Genomic DNA, 20656 nt, shown 5'->3' with positions numbered 1-20656 from the left:
ATGAGCCCCGCGCGGCACGAAGCCGACAGCCACGACCTGATCCGGGTGACCGGAGCCCGCGTCAACAACCTCAAGGACGTCAGCACCGAGCTGCCCAAACGGCGGCTCACAGTGTTCACCGGCGTCTCCGGCTCCGGCAAGAGCTCGCTGGTGTTCGGCACGATCGCCGCCGAGTCCCGGCGGCTGATCAACGAGACGTACAGCTCCTTCATCCAGGGGTTCATGCCGTCGCAGGCGCGTCCCGACGTCGACGTGCTCGACGGCCTGACCACCGCGATCATCGTCGACCAGGAGCGGCTGGGCGCCGACCCCCGCTCCACGGTCGGCACGGCCACCGACGCCAACGCCATGCTGCGCATCCTGTTCAGCCGGCTCGGGAAACCGTACGTCGGCTCGCCTCAAGCCTTTTCCTTCAATGTCGCCTCGATCTCCGGCGGGGGCGCGGTCACCTTCGAAAAGGGTGGCCAGACGGTCAAGGAACGGCGCACGTTCAGCGTCACCGGCGGCATGTGCCCGCGCTGCGAAGGCCGCGGCGCGGTCAACGACATCGATCTCACCGCGCTGTACGACGAGGACAAGTCGATCAACGAGGGCGCCATCACGATCCCCGGCTACAGCTTGGAGGGCTGGTACGGCCGTATCTTCCGCGGCGTCGGCTATTTCGACCCCGACAAGCCGATCAAGAAATACACCAAGAAGGAACTGGCCGACCTCCTCCACAAAGAGCCGACAAAGGTCAAGATCGAGGGCATCAATCTGACGTACGCCGGTCTGATCCCCTCGATTCAGAAATCGTTCCTGTCCAAGGATGTCGACGCCCTCCAGCCGCACATCCGCGCCTTCGTCGAGCGGGCGGTCACATTCACCACCTGTCCCGAGTGCGGCGGCACGCGGCTCAGCGAGGCGGCCCGTTCCTCGAAAATCAAGGGGGTGAGCATCGCCGACGCCTGCGCCATGCAGATCAGCGACCTCGCCGAGTGGGTGCGCGGCCTCGACGAGCCGTCGGTCGCCCCGCTGCTCGACAAGCTCGGCCACACGCTCGACTCGTTCGTCGGCATCGGCCTGGGCTACCTGTCGCTCGAGCGCCCCTCGGGCACGCTGTCCGGCGGCGAGGCCCAGCGGACGAAGATGATCCGCCACCTCGGTTCGAGCCTCACCGACGTCACGTACGTCTTCGACGAGCCCACGATCGGCCTGCATCCGCACGACATCCAGCGCATGAACGAGCTGCTGATCCAGCTGCGCGACAAGGGCAACACCGTGCTGGTGGTCGAGCACAAACCCGAGACGATCGCCATCGCCGACCACGTCGTCGACCTCGGGCCCGGCGCCGGCTCGGCCGGTGGCGAGATCGTTTTCGAGGGTACGGTGGCCGGGCTGCGCAAGTCGGGCACGCTGACCGGCCGCCACCTGGACGACCGCTCGTCGCTCAAGGAAACGGTGCGCGTCTCCGAGGAATCCCTGCCGGTGCGCGGCGCTCGTCTGCACAACCTTCAGGACGTGGACGTCGACATCCCGCTCGGGGTGCTGGTCGTCGTGACCGGGGTGGCCGGCTCGGGCAAGAGCTCACTCATCCACGGCTCGGTGTCGCCGCGGGAGGGTGTCGTCTCGATCGACCAGGGCGCGATCCGCGGCTCCCGGCGGAGCAACCCGGCCACGTACACCGGTCTGCTGGAACCGATCCGCAAGGCCTTCGCCAAAGCCAACGGCGTCAAGCCGGCCCTGTTCAGCGCCAACTCCGAGGGTGCCTGCCCGAACTGCAAGGGCAACGGCGTCATCTACACCGATCTCGGCGTGATGGACACCGTGGCCACCCCGTGCGAGGTGTGCGAGGGCAAGCGGTTCGAGGCGTCGGTGCTCGACTACAAGCTCGGCGGCCGCGACATCAGCGAGGTGCTGACCATGTCGGTCGGCGAGGCCGAGCGGTTCTTCGCCGAGGGCGAGGCGCGGATCCCGGCCGCCCACAAGATCCTGGAACGGCTCGTGGACGTCGGCCTCGGCTATCTCAGCGTCGGCCAGCCGCTCACGACCCTGTCGGGCGGCGAGCGGCAGCGGCTGAAACTCGCCACCCACATGGGGGAGAAGGGCGACGTCTACATCCTCGACGAGCCGACCACGGGCCTGCACCTGGCCGACGTCGAACAGCTGCTGGGCCTGCTCGACCGCCTGGTCGACAGCGGCAAGTCGGTGATCGTGGTCGAGCACCACCAGGCCGTCATGGCCCACGCCGACTGGATCATCGACCTGGGTCCCGGCGCCGGTCACGACGGCGGCCGGATCGTCTTCGAGGGCACCCCCGCCGAGCTGGTGAAGGCGCGCTCGACGCTGACCGGCCGGCACCTAGCCGATTACGTGGGCGCCTAGCACGTCGTCGGCCGGGCAGCGGCCGCGCATCACGTAGCGTTCGGTGAACTCCGCGACGGCGTCGCGAAGGTCACGGTCAACACCATGACGGGCCAGGGCGCCGTACGCCTCGACGAAGCACGCCCGAGCGGCGGCGGCCAGAACGGGATCGGTGAGCGCGTCGCGCGCGGCGCGCTCCCACAGCCCCGGCTCGACGGCCAGGGTGGCGGTGGCCATCTCGGCGGCCGCGGCCGCCCGCGGGTCGTCGAGAAGCACACTGGTCACGGCGACGACCACCCGCCAGCCCGCACCGGGCTGCCGGTCGAAGACGTCGATCTCGAGGTGCCCCCGCGCGGCGACGGGCGGCCGCAACGAGTCGACATGCTCGACCAGATCGGCCAGGCGGGGCCGCTCGCCGGACCGCGCCCGCTCCCGGAACGTCCGGCCGTCCCGCCCCGGCGCGTCCAGAACAAAGCCGGCCCACCCCCGCCGGGCGTCGGCCTCGGTCGGCAGGACGGGAAGATCCCGGTTCCGGGCCTGCCGAACGCTGCGCCACCCGCTGGGCTCCCCGCCGAGCAGAGGAGAGTTGGCGAAGGCGGCGGCCAACACGGGAGCCAGCGTGTGGGCAAGCGCCCAGCGCCGCTCCAGCCCGAGCGGCCCACCCGCGTCCAGCCCGGCCTCCAGCGCGACCCGCACCCCACCGGCCCCGGCCGGCGCCTCGTCCGGCCGCAACCGGCTCTTGCCGGGCGGCCGCGGCTCGCCGCTGTAGGCGGGGTGCTCGCTGATCCGCCGGTCAGGCTGGACGGGGTCTCCGGCGCGTGGTGGCGTCTGAGCCGGGCCGGCGTGCGCTCGGGTTTTCTCAGCGCGTTCGCCGGACCCATCCGCGTAGCCCCGGGATTCGCCGGCGCGCGCTCGGGCGGCCGGGTGCGGCCGGAATTGGCCGTCGGCGTGGTGGGATTCGTCGGTGCGCGTTCGGGCGGGCGGGTGCGGCCGGGATTGGCCGTCGGGGTGGTGGGATTCGTCGGCGTGCCCTCGGTGCGGCCGGGATCGGTCGTCGAGGGGGCGCAGGTCGTCGGCACGCGGCCGGGTGGATCCGCCGGGGGTCTGACGTGCGATCGGGGTTGCGGGGGTGGGCCGGGCGAAGCCGGCGGCGGAGGCCGCGGCCAGGTCGTCGGACATCCGCGCCAGGCAGGCGGCCAGGCCCGGCGACGGTGGTCCGCTGACCACGGCGACCCGCGCCGAGCGGGCGTCGAGGAAGCCGTGCCGTAGCGGCACCCGGTGAGACGGCGCCGCCGCGACGGGCAACTCGAGTGACGCGCCCACGAACCCGGGCGTCGCCGGGTCGAAAGCGTGGGAGGCGAGGAGCAGCTCGGCCGCCCGCTCGGTCAGGGTCGTCACGTGGCCTCACTCCGTCGGGGACCGAGCGAGCATAGCATTCCTATCTGCGCGATAGGTATTGGGAGATGGGACACATTCGGGGGTCGAGGCGCGCCTGGGCATAAGCGAAGCGCGGTCGCAAAAGGACGTGCAGCGCGCGGATCGGGGAAGGGCCGGAAAGGGCGAGGAGGGTCGGGAGCGGCGGGAAGCGGCGGGCTGCGCGAAGCGCGGGAAGTCGGGAAGGTTCGGGAGCAGCCGGAATGGGCCGGACAGGGTCGGGCTGGGAAGGCCGGGCGGCGTGGGCCACGGGAAGGTCGCGCCGGAGGGCCACGGGAGGGCCGCAGGAAGGTCGCGCGGGAGGGCCGCAGGAAGGTCGCGCGGGAGGGCCACGGGGAAGGTCGCGCGGGAGGGCCACGGGAAGGTCGGGGGGCCACGAGAAGGTCGGGGGGCCACGAGAAGGTCGGGCAGGAGGGGCCACAGGAGGGTCCGGAGGGGTCCGGGAACGGCCGGAAGGAACGGGTGCGGCGGGCGGCAGAAGGGCAGGGTGGGCCGCGGAAAGGCCGGGTGACGTGGGCCGTCAAAGGGGCCAGGGCGTCGAAGCCGAGGCATGAAAAAGGGAGAGGCGAACCCCTCCCACTTCTAAGCTATAGCGGATGTGGGGGCTTGCCGCAAGGCCCGGTGGAACGCGCAGAATGCGTGCCGTGCCGGTGAAAGGGCGGGTTGCGGTGGGTGGCTTTGTGGTGGATCTGGCGGACGTCGACCGGGGGCGGGTCGGCGACGTAGGCGGCAAGGGGGCGCATCTCGGGGAGCTGCTGCGCGTCGACGGCGTACGGGTTCCCGAGGGTTTCTGTGTGACCACAGCGGCCTTCGAGTCCGTCGTCCGGGAGCGGCTGGACGCGGGGGACGAACTGAGGCGGGCGGTGCAGACGGCGGCGATGCCGGACGAGCTGGTCGCGGCGATCGCCGGGCGGGTCGAGGCCGGGCGGGCGTACGCGGTGCGGTCCAGTGCCACCTCCGAGGACTCGGCCGCTGCTTCCTTCGCGGGGCAGCACGACACGTACCTCAATGTTGTGGGTCTGGACGGGATTCTGGATCGGGTGAGGCGATGCTGGGGGTCGCTGTTCACCGAGCGGGCCGTCGCCTATCGGCTTCGGGCGGGGGCCGATCGTGACGTGCGGATGGCCGTCGTGGTGCAGCGGATGGTTGTTCCCCGGGCGGCGGGGATCATGTTCACCGCCGATCCGGTCAACGGGAACCGGCGGGTCGTGTCCATCGACGCCGGGTTCGGGCTGGGGGAGGCGCTTGTCTCGGGACTCGTGCACGCGGACGTCTACAAGGTGCGTGACGGGGTCGTCCTCAGCAAGACCATCGGGGCCAAGCGGCTCGCGATCCGGCCGCGGACCGGGGGCGGGACCGTCGAGCAGGAGATCTCGCCGGAACGGCGGAAGCTGCCTGCTCTGAGCGACGCCGAGATCGTGCGGCTGGCCGAGCTGGGGCGGCGGATCGAGGCGCACTTCGGGCGGCCGCAGGACATCGAGTGGTGCCTCGACGACGACGGGTTCGCGATCGTGCAGAGCCGGCCGATCACCACGCTCTTCCCGGTTCCGGTCGCTCCCGACGACGAGAACCGGGTGTACGTCTCGGTGGGGCACCAGCAGATGATGACCGAGGCGATGCGGCCGCTCGGGCTCTCGGTGTGGAAGCTGACCTCGCCGGGGAACATGGTCGACGCCGGCGGCCGGCTGTTCGTCGACGCCACCGCGCGGCTGGGCCCCGCTTTCGTCGCCGCCTTCGAGCGCTCCGACCCGTTGACGGGCGGGGCGCTGCGGGCCGTCGCCGAGCGGGACTTCGTCACCGTGGCGCCGGACGACAGCCCGCACGTCGTCACCACCGCGCCGGAGCCGATCGACGCCGACCCGGCCATCGTGGCCGAGCTGATCGCGCAGCGGGAGGCGTCGCTGGCCACCTTGAAGGACGCCATCCGGGGCCGGACCGGGGCGGAGCTTCTCGATTTCGTCATCGCCGACGTGAAGGGGATCCGGCAGATCCTGTTCGACCCGCGGAACATGCCGGCGATCATGGCGGGCATGCGGGCCACCTGGTGGCTCGACGAGCGTTTCGAGAAGGGTGTGGCCGACACGCTGACGCTGGCCGCGCCGAACAACGTCACCTCGGAGATGGGCCTGGCGCTGCTGGACGTGGCCGACGTCGTCCGCGCCGACCCGCGGGCGGTGGCGTTGCTGGAGGAATCGCCGGACGACCTCGACCGGCTGCCCGAGGCGGCCCGCGAGGCGATCCGGGGCTATCTCGACGCGTACGGCATGCGGTGTGTGGGGGAGATCGACATCACCCGGCCGCGCTGGAGTGAGGACCCGGGCGCGATCGTGCCGATGATCCTGAGCAACGTCCGCAACGCCGCGCCCGGCGAGCACGCGCGGCGCGTCGAGGAGGGCCGGCGCAAGGCTCGTGAGAAGGAGCGGGAGGTGCTGAGCGGCCTGCCCGAGGCCGAGGCCGCGGAGACCAAGCGGATGATCGACCAGCTCCGCACCTTCGCCGGCTATCGCGAATACCCGAAATATCACCTGGTCAGCCGCTACTTCGTCTACAAGAAGGCGCTGCTCGCCGAGGCCGCGCGCCTGGTCGCGGCCGGTGTGATCACGCGCTCGGACGACATCTACTACCTGAGTCTCGAGGAGCTTTCCGAGGTCGTACGGACGCAGCGGGCCGATCACGACCTCATCGGGCAGCGCCGGGCGGCGTTCGCCTCCTACCGGTCGCTCGTGGCGCCGCGCGTGCTCACCTCGGAGGGCGAGGCCGTCACCGGCTCCTACCGGACGGAGGGCCTGCCGCCGGGTGCGCTGGCCGGGCTACCGGTCTCGGCCGGCACGGTCGAGGGCCGGGCCCGGGTGGTGGCCGACATGGCCGGCGCCGACTTCGAGCCGGGCGACATCCTGGTCACCGCGTACACCGATCCCAGCTGGACGCCCGCCTTCGTGCAGATCGCCGGGCTGGTGACCGAGGTCGGCGGGCAGATGACACACGGCGCGGTGATCGCCCGGGAGTACGGCCTGCCCGCCGTGGTCGGTGTCGAGAACGCTACCCGGCTGATCGAAGACGGTCAGCGGATCCGGGTGCACGGCACCGACGGCTACGTCGAGATCGTCACACCGTGAAGCGGTCGACCGCCGACCGGAGCCGCTCGGCCAGGGTGTTCACCGCGCCGGCGGCCGAGGTCGCCTCGGCCACCGCGTCGCGGGAGGTGGCCGTGCTCTGGGCGACACCGGAGATGCCGCGGGCGATGTCGTTGGCCCCGTCGGCGGCCTCGCTGACCCCGCGGTTCATCTCGGCCGTGGTGGCGCTCTGCTCCTCCACCGCCGAGGCGATCGTGGTCTGGTAGTCGCTGATCTGCTGGATGATCTGGCTGATGCCGTCGATGGCGGCCACCGCCTCGCCGGTGTCGGCCTGGATCGCGGTGATCCGCTGGGAGATCTCCTCGGTGGCCCGGGCGGTCTCCTGGGCCAGGTCCTTGACCTCCGAGGCGACCACGGCGAAGCCCTTGCCGAGCTCGCCGGCCCGGGCCGCCTCGATGGTCGCGTTCAGGGCGAGCAGGTTGGTCTGGGCGGCGATGGCCTGGATGGTGCCGATGACGCTGCCGATCTCGGCCGACGAGTCGCCCAGGCGGTTGATGGTGGCGCTGGTGTCGCGGGCCGCGCTCACCGCCGAGGAGGCCACCCCGGCCGCGTCGGCCGCGTTGCGGGAGATCTCCGAGATGGAGGCGCCCATCTGCTCGGCGCCCGCGGCCACCGTCTGCACGTTGCCGCTGACCCCGCCGGCCGTGCCGGCGACCACGTCGGCCTGCTCATAGGCGGTGCGTACCGAGCTGTCGATCTGGTTGCTGACCCGGTACAGGGTGTCGGCCGCGGCCGCCAGTTCCCGGGCGTCGCCGCTGATGCTGGTGACGGTGTCGCGCAGCCCCTCGGCGGCGGCGTCGGCCGCGCGGGCCATGTCGCCCGCCTCGTCGCCGGCCGGGTCGGCCACCCGTACCGAGAGATCGCCCTTGGCCAGCGCGTGCAGCGCCTCCACGACGCGGCCCAGCGGGCCGGTCACGCTGCGGGTGACCATCAGGACCAGCAGCACCGCTGCGATCGCGGCCAGGACAAAGCCGATGATCATCACGGTACGGGCGTCGGCCGCCGAGTTCTGCGCGTCGGTGGCCGTCGTCTCGGCCCGCGCGGTCACCGCCGCGACCAGGCTGTCGGTGAGCTGGACGATCTTGAAGTAGATGTCGTAGCCGGCGCCCAGGATGATGGCGTTGCCGCCGGCCACGTCGTTCTTGGCGAACGCGGCCACGATCTTGTCGTCGGCCGCCCAGTAGGCGGTCCACTGGTCGGTGATCTGGTCGTAGATCGCCTTCTCGCCGCTGGACATCAGGCCGGTCGGCATCTGGTCCAGCGCCGTCTCGATCTTCTCCTTGTCGGCCAGGAAGCCCGCCCGGTTGTCGGACGTCGGCTTGACCGCCGTGGCGTAGCCGAGCCGGTAGACGTCCCACGCGTACGCGATCTGCCACCCGGAGATGTCGCCGTTGTAGAACTTCTGCTCGTCGACCTTGTGCACGAGGCCCTGCAGCTCACGCATCTTGTCGGCCGATTCGGACTGGCGGTGCAGCGCGACCACACCGATACCGACGACCACCCCGAGCAGCAGCAGCACCACGGTGAAACCCGCGGCGAGCCTGCTGCGCAACCGCAACCGGCGAACGAATGTCACGATCGTCCCTTCGGCAGGAAACGCAATCGCCTGAGCGCGCCGTTTTCGTCAAGTCGCGCCGAGTAGGGCCGATGGGTACTTGGTGATGACCAGCGCCGTCGAGCTCACCGGCCTCGAGGTCCGCGACGAGCTCGGCCGGGGCGCTTTCACCACGGTCCACCGGGCGGTGCGCGACGGCCGGGAGTACGCCGTGAAACGCCCGGCCCGGACGGCGCCCGACATGCTCGCCGGCTTCCGGCGCGAGGCGGCGCTGCTGGGCTGCGTCGACGACCCCTCGGTGACCCGGGTGCACGCCGTCGGACTGCTCGACGGCGACCCGGCCCTGGTGCTCGAGTACCTCCCGGGCCGTCCGCTGGCCGACGTGATCGCCACCGGGGCGCTGCCGGCCGCCCGCGCGGTCGGCATCGCGGCCGAGCTCGCCCGCGGCCTGGCCGCCGCCCACCGGGTCGGACTGGTGCACCGCGACGTCAAACCCGGCAACATCATCATGGCCCCCGGCCGCCCGGCCCGTCTGATCGATTTCGGCCTGGCCCAGCTCGGCCCGGAGGACGACCCGGGCGACCGCGCGGTCGGCACCTTCCTCTACGCCGCGCCGGAGCAGTCCGGGATGCTCAAGCGCCCGGTGGACGGCCGCTCCGACCTCTACTCGCTCGGCGTCGTGCTCTTCGAGTGCCTCACCGGCCGCCTGCCGTTCGAGGCGGCCGACGTCGGTGACCTGCTGCGCCTGCACCTGGTTGCCCCGGTACCCGACCTGGCCGCCACCGACGGCGTCCCCGCCGTGCTCGCGGCCGTGGTGTCCCGGCTGCTGGCCAAGGACCCCGACGACCGTTACCCGGACGCGGCGGCGCTCCTGGCCGACCTGCGGGCCTGCCCCGGCGGGGAGGCGGCCGGCAAACCCGCGGCCGGCCGCTGGCCGCTCTGCGGCCGCGAGGCCGAGCGGCAGGCCCTGGTCACCCGCTGGCAGCGGGCGCGGGACGGGCGCGGCGGCGTGGCGCTGATCCGCGGCGCCGCCGGCTCGGGCCGAAGCCGCCTGGCCGACGAGGCGGCCGTCGCCGCGGCCGGCTTCCCGGTGCTGCGGGCGGCCGGGCAGCGGGACGCGGCGACGCCGCTGTCCGCCCTGCGCGCGGCCGTCGACGGCTATCTCCAGGCGCTTCGGCGGCTGCCCGCGCCGGACCGGGCCACGGCCGAGGAGCACGTCCGGGCGGCCGCGGCCGCTTCCGGGGCGGCCCTGCTGTCCCGGCTCTCGCCGCGCCTGGCCGAGCTGATCGGCGGCGGCGCCGGCGGCGAGGAGGCCGGCATCGCGGCCGTGGTCGCGTTCCTGGCCGACCTGTCGCGCCGCTGCGGCGGGCTGATGGTCGTGCTCGACGACGCCCAGTGGCTCGACCCGGGCTCCCGTGAGGTGCTGGCCCGGCTCACCCCCGAACTGGCGGCGCTGCCGCTGCTGGTCGTGCTCACCGAGGTCGACCGCCGGTTCACCGAGGCCGATCTGGTGCTGACCTGCTCGCCGCTGGGGCCGGCGGCGGTTGACGAGCTGGTCGCGTCCCGCCTGCCCGGCGCGGCGGTCACGGCCGAACTGACCCGGCACGTGGCCGACCGGACGGGCGGCTCGCCGATGGCCGTCGTCGCGTACCTCTGGCAATTGATCGACGCCGGCCTGCTCAGCCCGCTGTGGGGCGCCTGGCGCCTGGACGAGGCCGGCGCGGCGGCGCTGCCGGCCGCCGACGACGTGCGCGCGCTGCTCGCGGCCCGGCTCGACGGCCTGCCCGAACCGGACCGCGAGGTACTGGTGGCGGCGGCGCTGGCCGGGCCCCGCTTCCGCACCGAGGCGATGCCGGGCGACGCCGACCGGGTGGTGGCGGCGGTCGCGGGCGCGGTCGAACGGCGCATCCTGCAGGTGGAGACCGGCGGCTGGTACAGCTTCATGCATCCGCTGCTGCGTGACGAGCTGCTGGGCGACGATGTGCTGGGCGACCGGCCCCGGGAAGAGCTGCACGCGGCCCTGGCCGAGAAGCTGGAGGAGCTGCCGGAGTCCCTGCGGGACAGCGATTACGTGTACGCGCTGGCGCGGCACCGCCGGGGCGCCGGCGACCTGGTGCCGGTCGAGAAGCGCCGGGCCTGCGCGCTGGCCGCCGGGCTGCGCGCGCTCGACGACCACGCGGCGGGCGACGCGATCGGCTATCTGGAGTACGCGGCCGACGGCACCCCGGCGGTGCTGCACCCCCTGGCCGTGGCCTATCTGCGGGCGGGCCGGTTCGCCGACGCGGGCGCCACCATCGACCGCGCCCTCGCGGTGGAGAAGGACCGGAACGCCCGGGTCCGGCTGCTCATCACCGAGGTCGAGCTGCACCACACGGTCTGGAACGACGACAAGGCCCTCGACGCCGCCGGGCGGGCCCTGGCCGAACTGGGCCGGCCGATGCCGCGCGTGGCGCGGGCGCTCGGCGTCGCGTTCGCGGGCGGGCTCGTCCGCCGTACCCGATGGGGATTCGGCACCGCCGAAGGACGACGGCGGGACGAACTCGCCCTGCTGGCCGCCACCCTCGACGCGGGCGGCTTCGCGGCGGCGGTCGGACTCCGGCTGCGCGAGGCCGGAATGCTGGGGATGCGGGCCCTGTACGCGGTCAACCGGCTCGGCGTCGGCGCGGAATACGTCCGTGTCTACGCGCTGCTGGGCTACGTCGCGTACGTGCTGCGGCTGTCCGGCCCGGCCGCGCGCTGCCTGGAGCGGGCGGCCCGGATGGCGGCCTCGCTCAACGACCCGGCGCTGATGGCCTACGTGGAATGGCTGCGCGGATGCGGGCTGCTCTTCGGCGCCCGCGACGACGGCAGCGCGTGGATGGCGACGATCGCGGCCAACCGGCGGTGGTACGGCCCGGCCCAGCTGCTGCCCGGGCACGCCACGCTCGGGCTGCGGCTGCTGCTGCGCGGGTACGTGCGGGAGGCGCGCGCCGAGTACGAGCGCGGGCTGGCGGTGCTGGCCGACCCGGCGACCGCCCGCGGCACGTCGTTCAGCATGCTCGGCGTGATGGTCCCGGCGATGGAGGGAAGGCCCGGAGAGGCGGCGACGGCGTTGGCGGATCTGCGGTCGGTTTCGGAGTATGCGCCGGTACAGCGGGCCAACATCCTGGTCGCGGCCGCCTGCGCGGCGGTCGAGGAGGGCGAGTTCGGCCCCGGCTTCGACGCCGTCATCGACGAGTTCAAGTCGCTCGGCCTGCGCGACCGCGACCTGATGACCCAGCACAAACTGATCTACGCCTTCCAGTCGCACGGCCGGATGGCCCAGCTGCGCCTCGACCCCGGGCCGGCGCGCCTCGAGGCGGCCCGGGCCGCGGTCGCCGACCTGCGCCGGGTCCGCAAGTTCTCGCCCATCCTCGAATCCGGCTACCTGATCGGCGAGTCGGCCCTCGCGTTCTTCCAGGGCGAGCACACCCGGTCCATCGAGTGGAGCGACAAAGCGGAGAGAGTCGCCCGTACGGCCGACGCCCCGCTCGTGCACTTCGAGGTCGCCCGCTTCCGGGCGCGCGCCTTCCGCGCCCTGGGCCAGGCGAACGAGGCCGAACGGCAGGCGCGGCTCGCGCTCAGCCTGGCCACCCAGTACGGCTGGGAGCAGCGCCGCCGCCAGGCCCGCGCCGAGTTCGGCGTGGAGCGGGGAGGAACGGCCCGGGTGACGGTGGTCGACCATCGCGCCGGCGGCCGCCGCCTCGAGGTGCTCCAGCAGGTCGCGGCGGCCGCGGCGAACATCCTCGACCCGGTCCAACTGGCCCGCGTCACCCTCGACGAGCTGCTGCGCATCCTCGGCGCCGAACGGGCGCTGTTCTTCCTGCTCGACGAGCGGGGGGAACCGGTGCCGTACGCCGGGGAGGTCTCCTCGCCGTACGCCCGTTCGCTGGTCCACCGGGTCGCGGCCGACGGCGAGGCGATCGTGCTGACGGGCACCGAGGAGGGCGCGGCGCTGGGCTCACGCAGCGCGGTCCAGCATGGACTGCGCAGCGTGCTGGTGGTGCCGGTCCGCTTCAAGGGAACAACGCTCGGCGTGATCTACATGGACAGCCGGATGGCCCGCGGAGTGTTCACCGCCGACGACATCGAGGTGCTGACCGCGGTGAGCAGCCACCTGGCGGTGTCGCTGGAGACGGCCCGCTCGGCCCAACTGCACCTGGCCGTCCAGACGGCCCGCCGCCAGCAGGCGTTCGCCGAGACGTTGCGGGCTTCCCTGGCCGAACTGAGCGGCCTGCACGACCCGTCCCAGCTGCTCCGCCGCCTGTTCACCACCTTGCACACCCAGACCGGCGCCACGTCTTCCCGCCTGTACGTAGCCGGCGAGCTCATCGACATAGCCGGTACCGCCGACTGGCCCCCGCCCAGCCCGGCTCTGCCCAGCGCCGCCGACTGGCCCCCGCCCAGCCCGGCTCTGCCCAGCGCCGCCGACTGGCCCCCGCCCAGCCCGGCTCTGCCCAGCGCCGCCACACCGCCCGGAACCGCCCCACCGCCCACCACCGCGCCGTCTCCCGCCGCCTCACCGAGCACATCCCGTGCTGCCCCACCGGGTCCCGCCCGTCCCACGCCAGCCCTGTCAAACGCCGCTGAGCCCAGCGCGGCCTCGCCCAGCGCCGCCCCGCCCACCGCGGCCTCGCCCAGCACGGCCTCGCCCAGCGCCGCCCCGCCCACCGCGGCCTCGCCCTCTTCGGACATTTCCGGAATTTCGGTTCTGGCCAGCGGGGAGCTGGCGGTGCCGCTCGAATGCCGTACGGGGCGGGCCGCCGTGGTTCTGCTTGGTGGGGCCTCGTTCGACGAGTCGGCGGTTCAGCTGGTGTCGGCGCTGGCGACGCAGGGGATGACCGCGTACGACAATGCCTGGCTCTTCAGTCGCGTGCAGGAGCTGGCCACCACCGATGAGCTGACCGGGCAGCACAACCGGCGGCACTTCTACGCGCTGGCCGGCGCCCTCGTCGATGTCGCCTCTCGCGGGGATCGTCCGCTGGCCGCCGCGATGATTGACATCGACAAGTTCAAGAACGTCAACGACACGTACGGGCATGGGGTCGGCGACGAGGTGATCCGCACCGTGGCGGCGCGGGTCCGCGAGAGCATCCGTGTCTCCGATGTCCTCGGCCGGTACGGCGGTGAGGAGTTCGCCGTCGTGCTGCCCGACCACGCCGACGCGCCCGGGCTGGCCGAGCGCATGCGCCGCGCCGTGGCCGACACACCGGTGCCGACCTCCGCCGGTGCGCTGCCCGTCACCATCAGCGTCGGACTCACCCAGCTCGCCGCCGGTGAATCGCTCGACCAGCTTCTGGCCCGGGCCGACCATGCCCTCTACCGGGCCAAGGACACCGGCCGCAACCGGGTCGTGGTTTCCTGAACGAGTGACGCCGCCCAACGAGCGACGGAACGCCGACTCCGCGCGGCGACGGCGGGCCTCGCGGGAGCGGCCCGCCGCCGTACGGGAAAGCTCTCGCCGGGCGGCAGCCGCCGGTGATGTTCTCCGCCGATCCGGCGGCGGCTCAACGAGGTCTTCGCGCTTCCGCTGCGCGTCCTGGGTGTGCCGGCGGATGCGTGCGAACGCCCCGACGGCGTCTGGGTGTCGGCGGCCTACCTGGTGACGGCCTCCTGATCGTGAGCGCGGGTGGGGCGCCAAGGGGCCAGGCACTGCTCGATCAGGGCGAGCTGCCGGGCCGGGTCCATCAACGGGGTGGCCATGACGGCGTGCACCTGCTGGCCGACGGCGATCGACAGCAGAAGGTCGACGATGCCGTCCACCGGCGTGCCGGCGGTCAGCTCGCCGTCGTCGACGGCCTCGCGCAGGTGATGGCCGAGGCGGCCGCCCCAGTGGTCGCTCACGTCGGCCTCGGCCGCGGACAGCGTCTCGTTGGCGGCCAGGCGGCCCCAGAAACCGACGACCACCTGGGCCTCGTCCAGCGTCTCCTTCGCCAGCGGCAGTATCTCGCGCATCATCGCGTCCACCGCGGCCAGGCCCCGCAGTCCGGTGGAGGCGCCGGCTATCCGCTCGTTCGTGCGCTCGAAGACCCGCTGGTACGCCGCGGCGGTGACGGCGTCGAAGCCGTCGAAGTAGTGCCAGAGCGCGCCGGTGCCCACGCCGAGCTCGGTGGCGATGGCGCGGCTGGTCGCGGCGGGCAGGCCTTTGCGGGCGACCACGGACAGGAACGCCTCGACGATCTCGCTGCGGCGCTGGTCGTGGTCGACGATCTTGGGCAACGAACTTTCTCCTCATGTAGCGGCCGTTCGGGCCCGCATTCCCGAATCGGGTCAGGTTACACAGACGGCGTCGTGGTCGAGCGGGCGCTCAAAATAGCGCTCGCGTGTGGCACACTCAGCGCTCGACCCCTTCCCGCCCGGAGGACAGCCCGTGACGCGAGGCGCCGTGTGCACCGCCGGCCGGCTGGCGGCGGCGATCGGAGTGCTGGGCGCCGGGTGGCATGTCGCGCTGGCGGGGGAGCACGCCCGTCACGGGCTGGTCCTCACGGCCGGGCTGCTGTTGCTGTCGCTGGTTTGCGTACGGTGCGGCGTCCACTTGTGGCGGCGACCGGACGACGGGGCGGCGTGGCGCGATCTGATCGTGCTGGCCGCGGTGATGACGGCGATGCACGCGGCGGCGGGCGGCCTGACGACGGCGGCGCTGGTCGTACCGGCGGCGCAGGCCGGGCTCGCGGTGGCCGTGCTGGCCGGGCGCCGCCGCTCACCGGCCGACGGCTGAGGCCCCGCCCGCGAACAGGCGGTGCCGAATGACCAGCGGGACGACCCGTGGGGTCGAACGGCCGAACACCGGTGAACTGGAGGAGCGCATGGATCAGGGACGCGCCGAAACGGTTACGAAGGCCGATCAAGGGCGGGAGCGCAGGGCGGGGGCGATGAGGACGGTGGCGGCGCCGGCCAGGGCGATGGCCAAGGTGGGAGTGGTGGCCTCGGCGACCACTCCCAGCAGGAGCGGGCCCACGCCTTGCAGGGCCATCAAGCCGGTGGAGAACAGGGCGAAGAGCTGGCCACGGCGGTCGGCGGGCGCGGCGTCCAGAAAGGCCCGTTGGACACCGAGGCCGTACGCGTATCCGGTGCCGGCCACGGTCAGCAGCGCCACGACGATCGGGAAGGGCGGGGCGAGCAGCAGGGCGATCAGCGGGGCGCCCAGGACGACGACGAAGGCGCCGGCGAAACGCTCCCGGAGGCTGGGGCGCAGGAAGCGGCCCACGGCGAAGTTGCCCAGCAGCATGCCGACGGCCGGTGCGGCCATCAGGACGGCGCCGGCTCCGGGCGGGAAACCACGCTTGCCGCCGTACGAGACGAGCAGCGCCTCGGCGCCGGCGATCAGGGCCGAGGGCAGCCACTGCACCAGGAGCAACCGGCGGATCGTACGGTCGGAAAGCGTCGCCTTGGCACCCACCCAGCTGTCGCGGACCGCTCCGCTCCGGCCGGAGGAGGGCGGGCGGGGTGGAGTCGCGGTGTCGGCGGGGAGGCCGAGGCGGGCGGCGGCCGCGGCGACGGCGAAGCACAGGGCGGCCACCAGCAGGGCCGGGCGGGCGCCGACGGCGGCGACCGCCACGCCGCCGCCGGCCAGGCCCAGGAGCTGGGCGGCCGAGGAGGACATGTTCGACACCGAACGGCCCAGGACGTACGCGTCGCCGGTCAGACGTTCGGCTATGACGCGGGCGGCGGCGCCGGCGAAGACAGGTGTACCGGTGGCGACCAGGGCGACCAGCAGCAGGCTCGCGGTCACCGGCAGGTGGGCCAGGCCGAGCAGGGCGGCCAGTGCCGCCTCGACCGCGTAGCCGATGGTGATCAGGCGGCGGGCCGGGAGGCGGTCGGTGAGGGAGCCGAGCAGCAGTCCGCCGGCGAACTGGGGCAGGAAGCCGGCGGCGAAGGCCAGCGCGCTCAGCAGCGGCGAACCCGTGCCCGCGTAGACCAGGACGGAGAGCGCGAAGATCTGCAGCGAGTTGGCGCCGATGGCGAGCGTCCGCGCGGCGAACAGGGCGCGGAACGTGGGCTCGGCGAACACCTCGCGGTAGGTGGCCGGTCGGTCGGCGACAGTCATGCGCTGAGCCTCGGCGGTCCGAACGGAGCGGGCGAATGTTTCGCCACGAGGCGTAAGGTCGTGGGGTGCAGCGGTTCGTCGTCGGGGCTGAAGACCTTTTGCGTACGCGGTTCGCACTGTCGCCGGTCTTCGAACTGCACCACCTGATCCACGCGGTGGCCAGCCCGGAACGGCAAGGGGTGCCGGAGGTGTGGCTGAAGCGGCTGAGGCCCCGGTTCGAGCCGATGCGGTCGCGGCCGGCCATGCAGGCGATCCTGGCGTTGCGGCTGCCGCGGTCGGGGGCGACGTTCCTGACCCCGCCGCCGCAGAGACACGGGCAGACGATCGAGGACGACCTGCGCGAGCTTCGGGGTGGGCCGCCTGACGCCGTACAGAAGGAAATCGACTTTTATCTGCGGCGGCAGCCGAACACGACGGCGGCCGCGCGGAGAGTCCTGGCGGCCCGCGACGTGCTGGACCGGCTGGCCGATCAGCTCGAGGAGGCGTGGCAGGCCCTGCTCGCCGACGACTGGCCCCGGCTGCGGCTGCTCTGCGAACGCGACGTCGTGCACCGCGGCGGAGAGCTGAGCCGCTCGGGATGGGAGGCGGCGCTGACCGGCCTGCACCCGAAGGTGCGCTGGCGCGACGGCGGAATCGACCTGATCGGACGGCACGGCGGAACCACCCACCTGAACGGCGAAGGCCTCCTGCTCGTCCCGTCGGTGTTCATCTGGCCCGAGATCGCGGTGTACGCGGACGCGCCCTGGCCCAAGGCGATCGTCTATCCGGCGCGCGGCGTGGCGACGTTGCTCGAACACGGCCCGCCGCGGGCACCGGACCACCTTGCGGCGCTGATCGGGCGTTCGCGCGCCCTGCTGCTGGTCACGCTGGCCGAGCCGGCCAGCACAAGCCAATTGGCGAGGGCGTACGGCATGACAATCGGCGCCGTCGGCGACCACCTGAAGGTGCTGCACCAGGCGGGCCTGGTGGAACGGGCCCGAGACGGCCGTTCGGTGCTGTACACCCGCACCGCCCTGGGCGACGCGCTGGCTCACTCTCCGGTGACGTATGGCGCGGCTTCAATATGGTGATCGCATGGACATGGAGTTCGCGGGGGAGATCTGGTTCTGGCGGGGGCCGGCGCCGTGGCACTTCGTCACCGTGCCCGAGGACGAGTGCCGGGAGATCGAGGCCGCGTCGTCGCTGGTGAGTTACGGGTGGGGGATGATCCCGGTGACGGCGCGGATCGGGGAGACCGGGTGGACGACCTCGCTGTGGCCCAAGGACGGGCGCTACATCGTGCCGATCAAGACCGATGTGCGGCGCAAGGAAGGGCTCGACGTGGGGGAGACCGTCACGGTGCGGTTGCGGATCGGGGCTTGACCGCCGGCACGCAGTCGCTGAGCAGGGCGATCACCTCGTCGCGGGTGAGCGGGTCGCCCAGCGGGGTGTTGCCTGAGCAGACGCGCAGGCCGTCGATGACCAGGCGCAGATAGCGTTCGTACGCCTGTGGGCCCGCCCCGCCGATGTCGCTGACCATCGTGAAGATGATGGGGACGTCGGTGGCCTCGAAGTCGGGGCGCAGCGTGCCCTCGGCCTTGGCCCGGGCGACCAGGTCGATGATGACGATCTCCATGCGGTCGCCGGCCTCGGGGAACCGCTTCTTCATGCCCAGGCTGAGCATGACGTCGCGCAGGCCCCGGTCCTCGCTGTGCGTACGGCAGGCGGCCGTCATGAAGCGGGTCAGGCCGTCCCAGGCGCTCGGATCGGCCAGGCACTCCTCGGCCAGGGCCACCATGGCCGCGATGCGCTCGCTGAAGATCGCCTCGACCAGTGCTTCCTTGGTGGGGAAGCGGCGGTAGACGGTGCCCACGCCGACGCCGGCGTGATGGGCCACGTCGTCGAGCGTGGCGGCGAAGCCGCGCGTGGCGAACACCTCGCGCGCGGCCTCGATGATGCGCTCCCGGTTGCGCTGGGCGTCGCGGCGCAGCGGTCGGGAGGCGGTGGCTGGCATGTGGCCAAGCGTACATCTAAACGGAGGGAACTACTCAACTTCCGTTGCTACGCTGCGTTATGTGGAGGGGCAACCTCAACTTAAGTTTCTGGAAGGCACTCGATGACCACCACTGTTGATCAACTCGAAACACGCGGGACGGGGACCACGGGGCGCTGGTGGGCGCTCGTGGTCCTCGCCCTCGCTCAGCTCATGGTGGTGCTCGACGCCACGATCGTGAACATCGCCCTGCCGACCGCCCAGGCCGACCTCGGCTTCAGCGACGCCGACCGGCAGTGGGTCGTCACCGCGTACGCCCTCGCCTTCGGCAGTCTTCTCCTGCTCGGCGGCCGGCTGGCCGACTTCGTCGGCCGCAAGCGCATGTTCCTCATCGGCCTGATCGGCTTCGCGCTGGCCTCCGCCCTCGGCGGCGCCGCGCAGAACCTCGAGCTGCTGATCGTCGCCCGCGCGCTGCAGGGCGCCTTCGGTGCCGCCCTCGCCCCGGCCGCGCTGTCGCTGCTCTCCACCACGTTCACCGAGCCCACCGAGCGGGGCAAGGCCTTCGGCATCTTCGGCGCCATCTCCGGCGCCGGCGGCGGCATCGGCCTGCTGCTGGGCGGGGTGCTGACCGAGTACGCGTCGTGGCGCTGGTGCCTCTACGTCAACCTCGTGATCGCCGCGCTGGCGGTCGTGGGCGCCTCGCTCAAGCTCAAGGACGAGCCCGTCGCCCGCCACGGGCGGATCGACGTCATCGGCTCGATCACGGCCGTGGTCGGCCTCGTCGCCCTGGTGTACGGCCTGGCCAACGCCGAGACGGACGGCTGGACAGGCGGCTGGACGCTCGGCCCGATCATCGTCGGCGTCATCGTCCTGATCGCCTTCGTGCTCGTGGAGCGCCGGGTCGCCAACCCGCTGCTGCCCCTGCGCGTGGTCCTCGACCGCAACCGCGGCGGCTCGTACGCGTCGATCGCCATCGCGGGCGCCGGCATGTTCGGCATCTTCCTGTTCCTGACGTACTACCTGGTCGCCGTGCTCGGCTTCACCCCGGTGAAGACCGGCCTGGCGTTCCTGCCGATGCTCGGCGCGATCATGCTGACCGCGACCACGGCCGGCTCGATCCTCACCCCGAAGATCGGCCCGCGCCCGCTGGTTCCGCTCGGCGCTTTCGTCGCGGCGGCCGGCATGGTCCTGCTGACCAGGCTCGACCTCGATTCGACGTACGCCTCGGGCGTGCTCCCCGGCCTGATCATCATCGGCCTGGGCCTGGGCCTGGTCTTCGCCCCCACGCAGAACGCCGCCACCAGCGGCGTCGAGCACCGCGACGCCGGCGTCGCCTCAGCAATGATCAACACCGTCCAGCAGATCGGCGGCTCGATCGGCACGGCCCTGCTGAGCTCCTTCGCCGCCACGGCCGCCACGAACTACGCGTCCTCGCACACCCCGTCCCCGACGCTGGCCGCCGAGGCCGCACTGCAGAGCTACACCACGGTCTTCTGGTGGTCGGCCGGCTTCTTCGTCCTGGCCGGCATCGTCGCCGCCCTCCTGTTCCGCACCGGCCCCCTGGACGTCGACCCCGACGCCCCGCCGGCGATGGCCCACTGACCCACGCACAAAAGATCCCCGGTCGCGGTTCGCGGCCGGGGGTCTGTCATCGCGTCAGACAAAACTTAGGAACGTAGCTCCGCCAGGGTGGCGCCGGCGACGATGCGCGCGATGTTCCCCTCGTGGTCGCGGCCGGCCAGCCGCTGGGCGAGGTCGTCCAGGTCGGCGATGTCGCCATACCGCGCCCGCAGAAGCGCGCGCATCCCGTCGACGTGGCCCTGCTCCACGCCCTGCTCCCGGCCTTGCTCTCGGCCCTTTTCCAGGCCATGCTCGAGGTTTCGGCGAGCGATCTCGCGGCCGGACTCCGTCTGTTCGAGAACGTCGTTCATGCCCTTCCTCCGCAATGCTTCGAGAACCGCAACCGCCAGGGAACCTCCCACGAGCATACCCAGCTCGATGAGCACCAACTTCTCCTCGAGCGCCGCAGTCGCGGCGATCCGATCGACAACCTGCTCGACGACATCGTCCGGCGGTTGCTGTGACCACAACGCCAACGGCGCCAGAGGGCTGGCGAGAAGCAAGCCCGGATCCACGTCGCCGGGAATGTTCAC

At 72.5% G+C, this 20656-nt stretch carries 13 protein-coding genes; 7 read left to right on the top strand and 6 right to left on the bottom strand.

The genetic code is table 11. The features are described from left to right. On the top strand, positions 1–2364 hold the full coding sequence (locus AB0C26_RS33950) for an excinuclease ABC subunit UvrA (RefSeq protein WP_360255946.1): 2364 nt from the start codon (positions 1–3) through the stop codon (positions 2362–2364). Here the strand turns inward: AB0C26_RS33950 and AB0C26_RS33945 are convergent. After that, positions 2341–3741 carry a glutamate-cysteine ligase family protein gene (locus AB0C26_RS33945; protein WP_360255943.1) on the bottom strand — a complete coding sequence of 467 codons (1401 nt, stop codon included), beginning with the start codon at positions 3739–3741 and terminating at the stop codon, positions 2341–2343. The genes AB0C26_RS33950 and AB0C26_RS33945 overlap by 24 nt on opposite strands. Before the next feature lie 716 nt (positions 3742–4457). On the opposite strand from AB0C26_RS33945, the gene rph reads away from it, so the two are divergent. Beyond that, positions 4458–6893, top strand: a complete 2436-nt coding sequence (rph, locus tag AB0C26_RS33940) for a rifamycin-inactivating phosphotransferase (protein ID WP_360255941.1) — start codon at positions 4458–4460, stop codon at positions 6891–6893. On the opposite strand, the gene AB0C26_RS33935 is transcribed toward rph, so the two are convergent. Next, positions 6883–8487, bottom strand: coding sequence for a methyl-accepting chemotaxis protein (locus tag AB0C26_RS33935; protein ID WP_360255938.1), 1605 nt, complete (start codon positions 8485–8487; stop codon positions 6883–6885). The genes rph and AB0C26_RS33935 overlap by 11 nt on opposite strands. 85 nt (positions 8488–8572) lie before the next feature. Here AB0C26_RS33935 and AB0C26_RS33930 point away from each other — a divergent pair, with 85 nt between their 5' ends. After that, positions 8573–13849 carry a diguanylate cyclase gene (locus AB0C26_RS33930; protein WP_360255936.1) on the top strand — a complete coding sequence of 1759 codons (5277 nt, stop codon included), beginning with the start codon at positions 8573–8575 and terminating at the stop codon, positions 13847–13849. A gap of 230 nt (positions 13850–14079) precedes the next feature. On the opposite strand, the gene AB0C26_RS33925 is transcribed toward AB0C26_RS33930, so the two are convergent. Next, on the bottom strand, positions 14080–14703 hold the full coding sequence (locus tag AB0C26_RS33925; protein ID WP_360255934.1) for a TetR family transcriptional regulator C-terminal domain-containing protein: 624 nt from the start codon (positions 14701–14703) through the stop codon (positions 14080–14082). 151 nt (positions 14704–14854) lie between these two features. Between AB0C26_RS33925 and AB0C26_RS33920 the strand changes: the two genes are divergently transcribed. Further along, positions 14855–15202, top strand: coding sequence for a hypothetical protein (locus tag AB0C26_RS33920; protein ID WP_360255931.1), 348 nt, complete (start codon positions 14855–14857; stop codon positions 15200–15202). Between the two features lie 126 nt (positions 15203–15328). Here the strand turns inward: AB0C26_RS33920 and AB0C26_RS33915 are convergent, their stop codons facing one another. Beyond that, complete coding sequence (locus AB0C26_RS33915) at positions 15329–16531, bottom strand: MFS transporter (protein WP_360255929.1); 1203 nt, start codon at positions 16529–16531, stop codon at positions 15329–15331. Between the two features lie 65 nt (positions 16532–16596). Here AB0C26_RS33915 and AB0C26_RS33910 point away from each other — a divergent pair, with 65 nt between their 5' ends. Further along, entirely contained in the window at positions 16597–17601 is a 1005-nt protein-coding gene (locus AB0C26_RS33910; protein ID WP_360255927.1) for a DUF5937 family protein, read from the top strand. 4 nt (positions 17602–17605) lie between these two features. Next, a complete protein-coding gene (locus AB0C26_RS33905) occupies positions 17606–17893 on the top strand; it encodes a DUF1905 domain-containing protein (RefSeq protein ID WP_360255924.1) in 288 nt (95 codons plus the stop codon). Here the strand turns inward: AB0C26_RS33905 and AB0C26_RS33900 are convergent. Then, the gene (locus AB0C26_RS33900) at positions 17865–18524 is read right to left on the bottom strand and encodes a TetR/AcrR family transcriptional regulator (protein WP_360255922.1); all 660 of its coding nucleotides are present in this window, start codon (positions 18522–18524) and stop codon (positions 17865–17867) included. The genes AB0C26_RS33905 and AB0C26_RS33900 overlap by 29 nt on opposite strands. A gap of 102 nt (positions 18525–18626) precedes the next feature. Here AB0C26_RS33900 and AB0C26_RS33895 point away from each other — a divergent pair, with 102 nt between their 5' ends. Further along, positions 18627–20105, top strand: coding sequence for a DHA2 family efflux MFS transporter permease subunit (locus tag AB0C26_RS33895; protein ID WP_360255920.1), 1479 nt, complete (start codon positions 18627–18629; stop codon positions 20103–20105). 65 nt (positions 20106–20170) lie between these two features. Here the strand turns inward: AB0C26_RS33895 and AB0C26_RS33890 are convergent, their stop codons facing one another. Further along, on the bottom strand, positions 20171–20656 hold the full coding sequence (locus tag AB0C26_RS33890) for a hypothetical protein (RefSeq protein WP_360255918.1): 486 nt from the start codon (positions 20654–20656) through the stop codon (positions 20171–20173).

Source organism: Actinoplanes sp. NPDC048796 (assembly GCF_040650035.1).
In the GTDB taxonomy this organism is placed as follows: Bacteria; Actinomycetota; Actinomycetes; order Mycobacteriales; family Micromonosporaceae; genus Actinoplanes.
This window is presented reverse-complemented; position numbering and strand designations above follow the sequence as displayed.

Bases quoted from the DNA above. Each gene is read 5' to 3' on its own strand.
- AB0C26_RS33950 (WP_360255946.1), top strand. From the start codon at position 1: ATGAGCCCCGCGCGGCACGAAGCCGACAGCCACGACCTGATCCGGGTG.
- AB0C26_RS33915 (WP_360255929.1), bottom strand. From the start codon at position 16,531: ATGACTGTCGCCGACCGACCGGCCACCTACCGCGAGGTGTTCGCCGAG.
- AB0C26_RS33905 (WP_360255924.1), top strand. From the start codon at position 17,606: ATGGACATGGAGTTCGCGGGGGAGATCTGGTTCTGGCGGGGGCCGGCG.
- AB0C26_RS33895 (WP_360255920.1), top strand. From the start codon at position 18,627: ATGACCACCACTGTTGATCAACTCGAAACACGCGGGACGGGGACCACG.
- AB0C26_RS33900 (WP_360255922.1), bottom strand. From the start codon at position 18,524: ATGCCAGCCACCGCCTCCCGACCGCTGCGCCGCGACGCCCAGCGCAAC.
- AB0C26_RS33930 (WP_360255936.1), top strand. From the start codon at position 8,573: ATGACCAGCGCCGTCGAGCTCACCGGCCTCGAGGTCCGCGACGAGCTC.